The sequence below is a fragment of the Xanthomonas sp. JAI131 genome, assembly GCF_013410075.1.
GTDB lineage: Bacteria > Pseudomonadota > Gammaproteobacteria > Xanthomonadales > Xanthomonadaceae > Xanthomonas_A > Xanthomonas_A bonasiae.
Map to the genome: position 1 here is coordinate 413,040 of NZ_JACCCN010000001.1, position 13,192 is coordinate 426,231.

At 69.9% G+C, this 13,192-nt stretch carries 10 protein-coding genes; 2 read left to right on the forward strand and 8 right to left on the reverse strand.

The window, feature by feature from the left end:
- Positions 1-22: 22 nt before the first annotated feature.
- The 5 genes from HDC36_RS01725 to HDC36_RS01745 all read right to left on the reverse strand — a co-directional run bounded on the left by HDC36_RS01725 (position 23) and on the right by HDC36_RS01745 (position 6,825).
- Positions 23-1,684: a PQQ-binding-like beta-propeller repeat protein gene (locus HDC36_RS01725; protein WP_255432565.1), complete on the reverse strand. Its 1,662-nt coding sequence runs from the start codon at positions 1,682-1,684 to the stop codon at positions 23-25.
- 35 nt (positions 1,685-1,719) lie between these two features.
- The gene (locus tag HDC36_RS01730) at positions 1,720-2,619 is read right to left on the reverse strand and encodes a hypothetical protein (RefSeq protein WP_255432566.1); all 900 of its coding nucleotides are present in this window, start codon (positions 2,617-2,619) and stop codon (positions 1,720-1,722) included.
- A 26-nt stretch (positions 2,620-2,645) separates the two neighbouring features.
- The gene (locus HDC36_RS01735; RefSeq protein WP_003470112.1) at positions 2,646-3,221 is read right to left on the reverse strand and encodes a 2OG-Fe(II) oxygenase; all 576 of its coding nucleotides are present in this window, start codon (positions 3,219-3,221) and stop codon (positions 2,646-2,648) included.
- A 119-nt stretch (positions 3,222-3,340) separates the two neighbouring features.
- Positions 3,341-5,554: a peptidase domain-containing ABC transporter gene (locus HDC36_RS01740; RefSeq protein WP_343204309.1), complete on the reverse strand. Its 2,214-nt coding sequence runs from the start codon at positions 5,552-5,554 to the stop codon at positions 3,341-3,343.
- Positions 5,551-6,825, reverse strand: a complete 1,275-nt coding sequence (locus HDC36_RS01745; protein ID WP_003470118.1) for an HlyD family efflux transporter periplasmic adaptor subunit — start codon at positions 6,823-6,825, stop codon at positions 5,551-5,553. Before HDC36_RS01745 ends, HDC36_RS01740 begins: the two co-directional genes overlap by 4 nt.
- A 621-nt stretch (positions 6,826-7,446) precedes the next feature.
- On the opposite strand from HDC36_RS01745, the gene HDC36_RS01750 reads away from it, so the two are divergent.
- Positions 7,447-8,568, forward strand: a complete 1,122-nt coding sequence (locus HDC36_RS01750; RefSeq protein WP_179563938.1) for an alpha/beta fold hydrolase — start codon at positions 7,447-7,449, stop codon at positions 8,566-8,568.
- 25 nt (positions 8,569-8,593) lie between these two features.
- Here HDC36_RS01750 and HDC36_RS01755 read toward each other — a convergent pair whose 3' ends face one another.
- From HDC36_RS01755 to cysS, 3 genes are all read right to left on the reverse strand, one after another.
- Entirely contained in the window at positions 8,594-9,841 is a 1,248-nt protein-coding gene (locus HDC36_RS01755; protein WP_179563939.1) for an MFS transporter, read from the reverse strand.
- On the reverse strand, positions 9,838-10,275 hold the full coding sequence (locus HDC36_RS01760) for a SufE family protein (protein ID WP_179563940.1): 438 nt from the start codon (positions 10,273-10,275) through the stop codon (positions 9,838-9,840). The genes HDC36_RS01755 and HDC36_RS01760 overlap by 4 nt, the downstream gene beginning before the upstream one ends.
- Positions 10,276-10,690: 415 nt before the next feature.
- Complete coding sequence (gene cysS, locus HDC36_RS01765) at positions 10,691-12,100, reverse strand: cysteine--tRNA ligase (protein ID WP_179563941.1); 1,410 nt, start codon at positions 12,098-12,100, stop codon at positions 10,691-10,693.
- Positions 12,101-12,497: 397 nt separating this feature from the next.
- On the opposite strand from cysS, the gene HDC36_RS01770 reads away from it, so the two are divergent.
- Complete coding sequence (locus HDC36_RS01770; protein WP_179565547.1) at positions 12,498-13,025, forward strand: hypothetical protein; 528 nt, start codon at positions 12,498-12,500, stop codon at positions 13,023-13,025.
- The last annotated feature ends 167 nt before the right edge of the window (positions 13,026-13,192 follow it).

Consider the following 13,192-nt stretch of genomic DNA (forward strand, 5'->3'; position numbering starts at 1 on the left):
CGATCCTGCCGCGCGCGCTGCGCTACGACGACGCGGCAAGCGCCTGGCCGGCCGCGCCTTCCCCGGCCTCGCGCAAGCGCTCGAACGCGTAGAGATGGTTCATGTAGGTGGAGACGAAGATGCGCCGGCCGTCCGGCGAGACCGCGACGCCGTTGGTGACCGCATCCGGCAGTTGCAGCACGCCCTTGGTTTCCAGCGTGTCGATGTCGATCTCCACGACGCGGCCGCCATTGCTGCCGACGATGACGCGATTGCCCACGCGCTTGGGCGAGGCATACACCCGCGCGCGCAGATTGATCTTCTTGAGCAGCTGCATGGTGTCCACGTCGATGACGTACAGATGCCGGTCGCCGGAGCCGCAGAACAGCTTGTTGCCGGCGAACAGCGGCGTGGTGTAGCAGATCTCGTCGGTCTGCCATTCGCCGCGCTTCTCGCCGGTGGCCACGTCGAGGAGGTAGATCGACTTGTCGAAGGAGGCGAAGGCGGTCAGCCGGCGCTGTTCGTCAACGGCGGGCGCGTATTTCACCGAGCGCCGCGTCGGGAAGCGCCACACGATGCGGCCGGTCTTGGCCTCGAGCGCGAGCGTCTCGTGATCGGCGCTGCCCCAGATCACCAGGTCGCCGCCTTCCCAATAGCCCGGCGAGCCGTGCTGCAGCTTTTCGACCTGATGTTCCCAGACCTTCTCGCCCGTGCCCATGTCGTAGGCGGCCAGGCTGCCCTGCGCCCAGGGGCGGACGTACTCGATGCCGACATACAGCAGGTTGTGCTGCGGCAGCAGCAGCGGCGAGGCGCCGATCCAGTCGCCGTCCGGATGCGTCCAGATCTCCTCGCCGCTCTGCGCGTCCAGGCAATAGACGGTGCCGTTGTAGGCGCCGAAGTACAGGCGCCCGTCGTGATGGGCGGGGCACGACCAGATGCCTTTCTTGGTATAGGCCGCGCCGGTCACCTGGTATTCCCACAGCAGCCCGCCGGTCTCGGCGGAGAACGCCTGCATCTTCGCCGCGTCGCAGCCGCGGAAGATGGTGTCGCCGACCAGCAGCGGCGCGGACTTCGGTACCACGTGATAGGCGAAGCCGCCCGGTGTCGCCGTTCGCCACAGCTCGCGGTAGGCCTGCGTGGGGTGCGGCGTGCTGTGGTCCGGCGGAAGGTCGAAGTCCTTCAGGGTGAACAGCGATTGCACGGCGATGCCGTGGGTCTTGCGCCACTGCATGCCGGCCCTGGACAGGAAATCGACCACCACGAACACCTCGCCCAGCGGGTGGCCGGCCATGGCGATGACCGCGCGCGCCTTTTCGGCGCTGTTGCCGGAGTTGAGCGAGTCGTCGACCAGCACGATCGGCAGGTCCAGCACCTCGCCTTCGATCGCATTGCCCAGGCCTGTGGTCTTGCGGTCCTTGCGGATGATGAAGCCGTTGACCGCGCCGCGCTCTTTCGGCGCGGTCAGCAGCAATGCGGTGAGCAGCGGGATCGCCGCCGTCTCCAGGCCGCCGAGCTGGAACGGTTCGCGGCTGGCGTTGCGCTCCCAGAACGCGTGGGCGATCTGCTCGAGCGCCTCGCGCTGCATGAACACCCGGCGCAGGTCGAACAGCCAGGTGTACGCGCCGCCCTTCTTGGTGATCAGCGGAATGTTCTCGGCCGCGGTGTGCAGGCCGATGGTCTGGATGATGTCCCGGATCGATTGCATGGTCATCGTGTGCTCTGCGCGGGTGGTCGGGGAGGTCATGGGGACGCCGCAGCGTCCAGCGTCTTGAGGTAGGCATCGACCGGCGGTCCCCAGATCGCGGAGCCGCGGCGGCCGAAGAACAGGTGATGCCCGTCGTCGCCGTAGGCGGCGGGCGCGACCAGTTCGGCACGGCCGCCGGCCTGCACGAAGGCGCGATGCAGCGCGGCGGCCAGCGCCGGGTCGAAGAAGCTGTCGTTGCCGGTGTAGATCCACAGCATCGGCGTGCTTGCGGTCGTGCCGAAGCGGCCTGCCGCCTCGACCAGTTTTTCCGGCGCGCAATTGCTGTTGGCCCGATCGTGGAAGTGGCCGCCGCGGCCGCCGGCCATGTTGACGAAGGCCGCGACGTTCGGATGCGGCATGCTGTCGTAGGCCAGCGTGCCCCAGCCGCCGGCCGACTGGCCGACGACGATGGCGCGGCCCGGATCGAGGCCGGGCAGGGCGGTGACGAAATCCACGATCGTCTTGAGCTGCCGCGCCGTCTCCAGGCCGGCCTTGGCGTAGTCGGCGCGGTCGCAGCCGTCGTAGCCTTCGGTCCAGGGGCCGCCGGTCACGCCGTAGCCCAGCCGCAGCACCAGCGCGACGGCGTAGTGCCGGTGCAGGAACCATTGCGCGGATTCGCCGCTGCAGCTCTCCAGCGTCATGCCCGGCCGCTCCGACGCTTTCGCCGGCGAGCCGTGCGCGATCACCACCAGCCGTGGGCGATGCACGCCCTCGGGGCGGCACAGGCGCCCTTGCAGCGTCCATGGATGCCCGCTGTCGTCGGCGATCGGGATCCGCAACGGTTCGCCCGGGTCGGCGCGGCTGCGGCCGAGAGCGTCCGCCGCCGCTGCGTGCGGCGCCACGGCGAAGGCCAGGAGCACCGCCACGAGCGCGCTGCGTGGCATGGTGGTCTGCATCGGAAGTCGTCTCTTGCTGTGCTGGTCTAGCGGCGGATGCGCCGCATGTGGAACGCGAGGGTGGTGCACAGCGTCGGGCAATCGCGGGCCGGGGCGCGCGACGCACGGACGATGGTCCCGTCGAACAGCACCAGCCGGCCGGGACGCGGACGGATGGAGATGCATTCGCGCGCGGCGTCGTAGAACACGGTTTCGCCGGCCCAGCCGTCCTTCCATTCGGTGCTGGTGTAGAGCAGGGCGACCCGCTCCTGGTCGGACGGCTTGGCGTAGTGATGCGCGGCGCCGTCCTGTCCATGCGTATGGCCGCTGGCGTAGGCGCGGACCAGGCCGTAGTCGGGCGCCAGTTCTTCGCGGATGTGTCGCCACACGTCGTTGAGCGATTCCAGCCCCGGCGTGGCGTTGAGCACGTCGTCGTGGATGGCCCGGTCCTGCGCGTTGCGGCTGCCGCACAGGTGGATGTGCCAGGACGGATGCGCGTCGCCGAGCAGGCCCGGGTAGACGCCGTATGCCCAGCCGCCGCGACCGCTGGCCAGTTCCGGCAGATGCTGCACGTCGACGAAGTTGTTGACGACCTTCAGGGATGACGCTTCCGATGACGACACGGCGTTACCTCATGGTTTCGTGGAGGGCGAAAGGAGCGGGGATGGGCGAGCGCCACGCGTTCCCGGCGGAGGCCGCGGCGCGGCGTCGTCGCCGACGCCCGCCAGGAGCCGGCGTGGTCTCATGGCGCGTCTCCGATGGACGACGTCGCTGCGATGGGAGCCGCGTGGCGCGGCAGCGGACGCGTCACGGCTGCCCCTTCGCACAACTCGATGACACGGTCCGCATGCGCGATGGTCTCCGGCCGGTGCGCGATCACGATGCGGGTGATGTTCAGCGCCTTGATGGCGTGGTTGAGCCGCCGTTCCATGGCGACGTCCAGGTGGCTGGTGGCTTCGTCCAGCACCAGGATCTGCGGCCGGCGATACAGCGCGCGGGCCAGGAACAGGCGCTGCTGCTGTCCGCCGGAAAGGGAGGAACCCATGTCGCCGACCAGGCTGTGATAGCCCATGGGCATGGCCACGATGTCCTCGTGCACGCCGGCAAGGCGCGCTGCGTCCTCGATGTCCTGCGGCGTGGCGAGGGCGTCGAACAGACTGATGTTTTCTGCGATCGAACCGGTGAACAGGTGATCGTCCTGCATCACGCTGGCGGTCATCGCGCGATAGCGCGACTTGCCGAGCCGGCGCAGATCGATGCCGCCGATCTCGATCGATCCCTGCTGCGGGTCGAGCAGGCCGAGCAGCAGCCGGATCAAGGTGCTCTTGCCGCAGCCGGACGGGCCGACGATGGCCACCGATTCGCCCGGCCGCACCGCGAAGCTGCACTCGCGCAGGATCCACGGCTCGCCTTCGGCATAGCGAAAGCCGACCTTGTTGAAGGCCACGCCAGGTTCCGGCAGCGGGCCGACGTGCTCGCTGCTGGCGTAGGCTTCCGGCGCGGTCAGCACGATGTCGGCCAGGCGCTCGGCCTGCAGGCGCAGCATGCGCAGTTCGATCGCGTAATCGATCAGGCTGGCGACGCGGCTGCTGAACTGGTCGCCGTAGGCGACGAACGCGGTCAGCATGCCGACGGTGAACTGGCCCTTCAGCCCCAGCCACGCGCCCAGCCACAGCACGCCCAGCCGTTGCGCGCCGGTGGCCAGGCCCTGCAGCGCGGTGAACAGCATGTCCAGGCGCTGCACTGCGATCGAGGTGTTGAGCGTGTCGGCCGCCGCATTGAGGTAACGCCCGGTCTGCTCGGCTTCCTGGTTGTGCAGGCGGATCGTCTGCACTCCGCGCACCGCTTCCAGGAAGCGGCTGTGCTGTTTGGCGGTCACCGTGATCTGGCTGAGGTTGGCTTCGCGGTAGATGCGGAAATACAGCAGCCGCAGGCCCGCATACAGGGCCACGGCGCTCAGCACGATGGCCGACAGCAGCGGGCTGTAGACGAACAGCACGACCAGGGTGATGCCGGCCATGAGCCCGTCGAGCAGGATCTCGACGAAGCGCGTGGTCAGGGTCTGCTGGATCGCGTCGATCGCGCCGAAGCGCGACACGATGTCGCCGAGGTGGCGCGCGCCGAAGTAGGCGTGCGGCAGCCGCATCAGGTGCTGGAACACGTTGCCGGTCCAGCCCAGGTTGAAGTGGGTGCTGAGCCACATCACCGTCCAGCTGCGCAACGCGGAGACCAGCGTTTCCAGCACCATCAGCAGGGCGAAGCTGAGCCCGAGGAAGGTCAGCAGGTCGTGGTCGCCGTCGGCGATGACCTGGTCCACCACCAGTTGCATGAACAGCGGTGCGAGCAAGGCGAACAGCTCCAGCACCAGCGCCAGGCCGAAGATCTGCGCGAGCCCGCGGCCCAGGCCGCGGATCGAACCGGCGAGCGAGCGCAGCGAGACTGGCGGCGCCTCGCGCTGGCGCTGGAACGTGGGGCCTTTCGAAAACTCGATGGCGACGCCGGTGAAATGCCGTGCGACCTCGGCCAGCGGCAGGGTGCGCACGCCCACGGCCGGATCGTGCAGGGTGACCTTGTTCCTGCCGACCTCGTGCAGGACCACGAAATGGTCGAGATCCCAATGCAGCACGCACGGCGTCTGCAACTGGCCCAGTTCGTCCATCTCCAGCCGCAGCGGCCGGCTTTGCAGCCCCAGCGCATGCGCCACTTCGATCAGGCGCCGCGCGGTCATGCCTTTCAGCGACAGGGTGAAGCGCCGGCGCAGCGCGGCCAGGTCGGTATGGTGGCCGTGGTAGCCGGCGATCATCGCCAGGCAGGCGAGTCCGCACTCGGCCGCTTCGGACTGGAGCACGTTCGGCAGCCCGCGCGAGCGCCAGAAACGCAGCCGCGGCGTGGCCTGCGCGCGAGCGGCGTGCAGGCTGTCGTCGTTCGCGCTGCGATCCTCGGCGTGGCGGCTCACGAACCGCTGCTCCAGCGATGCCCCATGCCGTACAGCGGTTCGAAGATCCATTCGACGATGCGGCGCCGATCCAGCAGCATGTCCGCCTCCAGCGCCATGCCCGGGCGCAGCGGCTGCTGCTGCCCGTAGGCTTGCACGTTCTGGTTGGCGAGATCCACGCGCGCCAGGTACAGCGAGTCGGTCGATGGCGGCGTGCCGCCGCCGAGCAGCAGGGTCACCTCGCCGGGCATCAGCGCGCTGCGCGAGACGCTGCGCACCACGCCATGCTGCAGGCCGAATTTCTGATAGGGAAAGGCCTGGTAGTGCAGGGTGACCTCCACGCCCGGATGCACGAAGCCGACCGCCTGGCTGGGCACCAGCAGCTGCGCCTGCAGTCGCGAACCGTCGGGCACGATGGCCAGCAGCGGCTGTCCGAGCGACACCGACGCGCCGGGCTTGACCAGCAGCGAGGACACGATGCCGCTGGCCGGCGCGCGCAGTTCGCTGGCGCGGGTCGCTTCGTTCTGGGCCAGCGCCTGTTCGACCTGCGCCAGTTGCCGGCGCAGTTCGTTGAGCTTGGCCGAGACCGCCAACGGCAGCTGGGTCAACTGGTCGTCGAGCGCGCTCAGTTGTTGGCGCGTGCCGGCGTGCTGCTGCTGCAGCGAGCGCAATTGCGATTCGTCGGCGAGCAGGGCCGATTGTTCCTGCTCGACCTGCAGCGCCGGGATGTAGCCGCCGGCCACCAGCCCGGACCACTTGTTCACCAGGTCCTGGACCAGCGCCATCTGTTTCTTCTCGATCGCGATCTGCGCGTCGATCTGCGCCAGTTGATCCTTCAGCAGGGTTTGCTGGGCGCGGTTGTCCTCGGCCTGCTTGTCGCGCAGGGTGAGCGCATCGCCGATGTCCTGGCGCAGGCTGCCGGCCTGCCGCTGCAGCTGCGTGCTGACGCCGGCCGCAGTATTGCCTAGCGCTTTGCTGGTGTGTTCGCCGGACAGGGACACCAGGATCTGCCCGGCGACGACGCGATCGCCTTCGGCGGCGGCGACGTGGTCGACCACGCCGACGGTGTTGGCGGTCAGGCTGATCAGGCCGGCGCGCGGCACCAGCAGGCCGGTGACGTGGACGCGCTGCGTGTAGTGTCCGGCGAACAGCCAGGCGAGGATCGCGGCGCCGATGAGCAGCGCGGCGACCGTCCATGCCTGGGTCGAGACCGGCGTGGCCAATCGCACTGTCCCCAGCCATGCCTGGCTGGGTGCGTCCAGCACCTCGCTGCGAAAAAGCGAACCTTCCATTTCACTTCTCTCCGTATGAACTTCGCACGGGAAAATGCAGGCAAGCGGCGAACCTGGCGTTCCGTCAAGGACCCTGCCGCTGGTCCGGGCGCAACGGTTCCAGGCATGGCTTTCGCGAACCTTTCGGCAGCGCGGCGCTGCGATCCGGCCATGGCGCGGGCATGCGCCGCCTGCTGCAAGCGAGTGAGACGGCGTGCGTAGTTCGCCCCTGGGACGCAAGGAAATCGACGTCGCTGCAGTGCTGGCGGGCGTGCGTGAGCGGGCTCTGCGCGTGTTGTAGACAAATGCGCTGGACCTGCCTGCGGCGACGCAGGCGCAAGCCGAAAAGGGCGAGGTTGCGCCGTTGCATCCTCGCCGCGCATGCCGGGCCGCGACCGGGTTTAAATGCGTCTGTCATGCCGCCGCCGCAGACTGGACGCGTGGCGGACGGCCACGCTGCCGCCGCCTGCCGATGCTCGCCAATCGCCTTTCCTGCCCGCCGCAGCACGTGGCTGTCGTGGTCGTGCACGCTTCCGCGACGTGGCGGGTCCGTGCTGCCGGCGCCGAGGGCGCTACGCAAGCCACGCCGCTGCGCTCGCCGCGGGCGCGGCGCCATCCGCGGCAGGCTGCGGACAGGTGCGCATGACCTCTGCACCGGTGTCCGTTGCGGCGCCGCCGCCACGCGCACGCACGTCCCGCGTCTGGCGCTATGCGCGCTGGCCGCTGTCGCTCCTGCTGGTGCTGCTGGCGGTGCTGGCAGTGGGGCCGCGGGTCAGCCCGGCGCTGCCGCAGGTCGCGTTGCCGGCGGTGCCGCAGGATCCGCTCGCGCTGCAGGTCTGGCTGGACGCGCGCGAGCGGGCCACTGCCGGCCTGCGTGCGGACAACCAGGCGCGCATCGTCTGGGCCGACCCGGCGCACCCGGGACGCCGCGACTGCGCCATGGTCTATCTGCACGGCTTCACCGCCAGCCAGGGCGAGGGCGCGCCGACCCACCAACGCCTGGCGCGCAGCTTCGGCTGCAATCTGTATCTGCCGCGCTTGCCGGGGCACGGGCTGGTCGCCGCCGACGCCTTGCGCGGCATCGATGCGCCGCGCCTGCTCGGTGGCGCCGCCGAGGCGTTGGCGGTGGCGCGAGTGCTGGGCCGGCGGGTGGTGGTGATCGGCAATTCGATGGGCGGCGCACTGGCGCTGCAGACCGTGGCCGCACACCCGCAACAGGTGCAGGCGCTGGTGCTGTGGTCGCCGCTGGTACGCGAGCACGGCGAGCAGCTGCAGCCGATGCTGTGGCCATGGGGGGCGCAGCTGCTGCTGTGGTCGCGCAACGGCGGCGATCCGGTCATGCGTTACCCGGTCGACAGCGGCTACTGGGCCGACGCCACCCATGTCGACGGCTACCGCGCGCTGGCCGCGCTGACCCGCGGCGGCATGCTGCCGGCGACCTATGCGCGGATCCATGTGCCGGTGTTCCTCGGCTACTACTATCGCGACGCGCAGCATCAGGACGCGACGGTGTCGGTGGCGGCGATGCAGGCGATGTTCGCGCGACTGGGCACGCCGCGGGCGCTGCGCCAGGCGGTGGATTTTCCCGGCGCCGGCAATCACGTGCTGGCCTCGCCGATCCGCTCCAAGGCGGTGCCGGCGGTGTTCGCGGCGACCTGCCGGTTCCTGGCCGGCAAGGGCGGGTTGACCCAGCCGGCGAACGTGCCCGATTGCGCGGCGGCGTGGAACGCCGACGAGCGCCTGGACGCCGCCGCGGCGCGCTGAGCGCGACGCGGCGGCTACTGCGCCGTCACTGCAGTTCGCGCAGGTCCAGTTTGCGCAGCTTCGGCGCTTTCCAGGCGGTGGTCGCGACCACGCCCAGGGTCACGCAGCCGCCGATCACCACCGCCGGCACCAGGCCGACCAGCCGCGCCATGACGCCGTCGTAGAACGCGCCCAGCTCGTTCGACGAGCCGATGAAGATGCCGCTGATCGAGGACACGCGGCCGCGCATCGCATCCGGCGTGGCCAGCTGCAGGATGGTCGAACGCACGATCACCGACACCCCGTCGCACATGCCGTAGACCAGCAGGATCGCCGCCGACAGCCAGAAATGCCGCGACAGGCCGAAGGCGATGGTGCACAGGCCGAAGCCGGTGACCGCCAGCAGCAGGATGCGGCCGGCATTGCGCTGCAGCGGGCGCCGCGCCAGCCACAGCCCGACCAGCACCGAACCCAGCGCCGGCGCGCCGCGCAGGATGCCCAGGCCCTCCGGACCGTAATGCAGGATGTCGTGGATGAAGGCCGGCAGCATCGACACCGCGCCGCCGAGCAGCACCGAGAACATGTCCAGCGCCATCGCGCCGAGCATGATCTGGTTGGAGAACACGAACTGCGCGCCCTCGGCGATGCTGCGGAAGATCGGCGCGCGCGGGCCGTCGTTGATCGGCTCGGCCACGCGCAGCAGCAACAGCGACAGCATCGCCACGCCGGCCACCGCCATGGCCACGCCGTAGGACAGGCCCTTGCCGCCCCAGCCGACCAGCACGCCGCCCAGCGCGGGCCCGATCACCATGCCGGTCTGGAACACCACGCTGCCGATGCTGGCGCCGCGCGCATAGGCCTCGCGCGGCAGCGTGCGCGCGAACAGCGCGTTGTACACCGGCGACAGGAACGCGCGGGCCGCGCCGGTCAGCGCGATCGCCGCGTAGATCGGCCACACGCCCTGCATCGGCAGTCTGCCGTGGGTCAGTGCGGTCAGCACCCCCGCGGTCGCGACCAGGCCCAGGCTGGCGAGCATGCCCAGCCGGCGCCGCGGCAGGTGATCGACCAGATAGCCGGCGAACGGCGCGATGCAGAAGAACGGCAGGATCTCGGCGAGTCCGATCAGCCCCAGCGAGAACGGATTGCGGGTGATCTCGTAGATGTGCCAGCCGACCGTGACCGCGACGATCTGGTAGGACAGCATCGCGCAGATGCGATAGGCCAGCACCAGCGCGAAGCCGGGATGCGCCAGCAGCGTGCGCAGGCTCTGTGCGGGCGGGAGCGGGGCGCTCATGCCTGCGCGCGCGCGCTGTCCTGGATGAATGCCAGGATCGCGGCCAGGCCGTTGCTGCGGGTCGGCGACAGGTGCTTGCCCAGGCCGATCGCGGCGACGAAGTCCGGCGCGGTGGCCAGGATCTGCGCGGCGCTGCGCCCGGAGTAGACCCGCAGCGCCAGGTAGATCAGGCCGGAGACGATCGCCGAATCGCTGATCGCATGGAACACCAGCCGCTGCGCATCGCCCTCGGGCACGATCCACACCATCGACTGGCAGCCGTGCAGGCGATGCTGCTCGGTCTTCCACTCCTCGGGGAACGCCGGCAGCTTGCGGCCCAGGTCGATCAGGTACTGGTAGCGCTCGGACCAGTCGCCGAAGAAGCCGAATTCCTCGGCGATGGCGGCCTGCGCGTCGGCGGGCGTGGGTTCGAGCGGGAAATCGGTATCGGTCATCGCAAATCCAGAATCAATCGGTAAAGCCCCGCTCCCTCCGGGAGAGGGGTTGGGGTGAGGGGAGGGGCGCAGCCTCGCGAGAAATCGACGGCAGTCGCTTCGCCCGCCGTCCTATCGGCGCTGCCGTACCCTCATCCGCCCCTTCGGGGCACCTTCTCCCGATGGGAGAAGGGAGGACTCAGCGTTGCGCGGTGTCTTCGAGCGCCATGTTCGAGCGGGAAATCGGTATCGGTCATCGCAAATCCAAGATCAAGCGGTAAAGCCCCTCTCCCCCCGGGAGAGGGGTTGGGGTGAGGGTACGGGCGCAGCCTCGTGAAAAATCGACGCCGGTTGCTTCGCCCGTACCCTCATCCGGCGCTGCGCGCCACCGTCCCCCGAAAAGGGGGCCGTGGTCCCGATGGGAGAAGGGAAAATCTCAGCCGCGCTTCCACCGCACGCCTTGCGCGGTGTCTTCCAGGACCACGCCTTCGTCGGCCAGCGCCTGGCGGATCGCGTCGGCGCGGGCGAAGTCGCGGTTCTTCTTGGCGGCACTGCGTTCGTCGATCAGCGCCTGGATGCGCGCGTCGTCGCCGTCGCCGACGCCGCGGTTGAACCAGGCCTCGGGCGTCTGCTGCAGCAGGCCCAGCGCCAGGCCGGCACCGAGCAGCTCGGACTTCGCCTGCTGCAATTGCGCTTGCAGCTGTGCGTCGCGCGCTGCGTCGGGACCGCCGGCCGGCGCGAGCAGTTGCCGCGCCGCCGTGGCGATCCGCGCCACTTCGGCCAGCGCCTGCGGCGTGTTGAGGTCGTCTTCCAGCGCGGCCTCGATCGCCTGCGGAATCGACGCGGTGGCCTGGACCGCGTCCAGGTCGCGCAAGGTGCCGTACAGCCGGTCCAGGGTGTTCTTGCACTGCTCGATCAGCGCATCGGACCAATCCAGCGGCTGCCGGTAGTGCGCGCTCAGCAACGCATAGCGCAGCGCTTCCGGCGGATGCCGGGCGATCAGGTCGTGCACGGTCTCGATGTTGCCCAGCGACTTGCTCATCTTCGCGCCGCTGAAGTTGAGCATGCCGTTGTGCAACCAGAACCGGGCGAAGGTGGCGCCGCCGTGGGCGCATTCGCTCTGCGCGATCTCGTTCTCGTGGTGCGGGAACTGCAGGTCCACGCCGCCGGCATGGATGTCGATGGTCGGCCCCAGGTGCGCGGCGGCCATCGCCGAGCATTCGATGTGCCAGCCGGGACGGCCGCGGCCCCACGGCGAGTCCCAGCCCGGCAGGTCGTCGCTGGACGGCTTCCACAGCACGAAGTCGCCCGGGTCGCGCTTGTACGGCGCCACCTCGACGCGGGCGCCGGCCAGCATCTCCTCCGGGTCGCGCCGCGACAGCTTGCCGTAGCCGGCGAAGCTGGCCACCGCGAACAGCACGTGGCCCTCGGCGGCATAGGCGTGGCCGCTGCCGATCAGCCGCTCGATCATCGCCACGATCTGCGGGATGTGCGCGGTGGCCTCCGGTTCCAGGTCCGGCGGCGCCACGCCCAGCGCGGCCATGTCCTGCCGGTAGATGGCGGCGAAGCGGTCGGTGATGGTGGCGATCGGCACGCCCTGCGCCTGCGCGGCGGCGTTGATCTTGTCGTCCACGTCGGTGATGTTGCGCGCGTAGCGCAGCGCGCCGTAGCGGCGCCGCAGCAGGGCGGCCAGCACGTCGAACACCACCGGGCCGCGCGCGTTGCCGATATGCGCATAGTTGTAGACGGTTGGCCCGCAGACATACAGCGTGGGACCGGCGACCGGATCGAGCGGTTCGAAGACATCGACCCGGCGGGTCAGGTTGTTGTGCAGGCGCAGGCTCATCGGCATCGGGCGTGGGGAAGCCTTGCGATTCTACCGGCAGCGGCCCAGGGCGTCTCATCCCTTCCGGGCTGGGCCGCGTCGTGTCCGCCAGGTCGCCAGCGGGCGGCGGCGCGCCGTGCGACGGACATGGCCAAGTCCAGTCGCACCGCGCCGGCTGGCGACCTGCCTGGCCCGACCCGAAGAACCGCGCTTGCGCGCGCCGGCCGCCGCGCCATCGCAGGTGTCGTCTTCCTAGCGCTTTCTTGTCGGCATACGCACGAAATCGGTGCGAACTGCGCCCGGAAATGGAGCTGTCCGGGACAGGCCGGGACAGGCCACGGGGCCGTAGGCTTGCGTTCAGCCCGACGCAAGCTGCGATGCCTACACTGATCGATCTGTCCTTCGAAGCCCGGTGCCGATGCGTCCGTACCTGTTGTTGCCGCTGGTCGGCCTGTTCGCATGCGCCGCGCCGGCCTGGGCGCAGGACGGCGAGGCGCGCAACCGCGTGGTGGTGATCGAGAACGTCAAGCTCGACTACGCGCAGGTGCTGAACGTGGAGCCGGTCTACCAGACCCTGCGCGCCACCCGCACCGAACAGCAATGCGACCCGGTGCAGGCGCCGGCCCCGACCCCGGCGCCGGCCAAGCCGGAGGACGACAGCCGCCTGAACCGGCTGATGGATTCGGTCAAGGACATCTTCAGCCGCCGCCACGAAGAGGCACCGGCGCCGGCCGCCGCCGCGCCGGCGCCGGCGTCGAGCGGGCGCAACTGCCGCACCGTCGAGGTCGGCCGCGAGTTCCGGCGTCCGATCGCCTACGACGTGGACTATGTCTACAAGGGCACCAAGTACCGCTCGCGGCTGCCGGAGGATCCGGGCAACCGGCTGCGTATCCGCGTCTCGGTGGCGCCGTACGTGCCCGACGCGGTCGTGGTGCCGCCGCGATGAGCGCGCGCGCTTGCGCCTGCGGCGTGCGCGTGCGAGGATGCGCGCCGATGAAAGCGAACCTGCCCCAGCACGATCTCAGCGCCGCACGCATGGCTTCGGGCATGACGTCGCGCGCGCGTCGACCGGAATCCCACATCCTGGCTGGGTAACCGGAGCGCTGTGCCGTT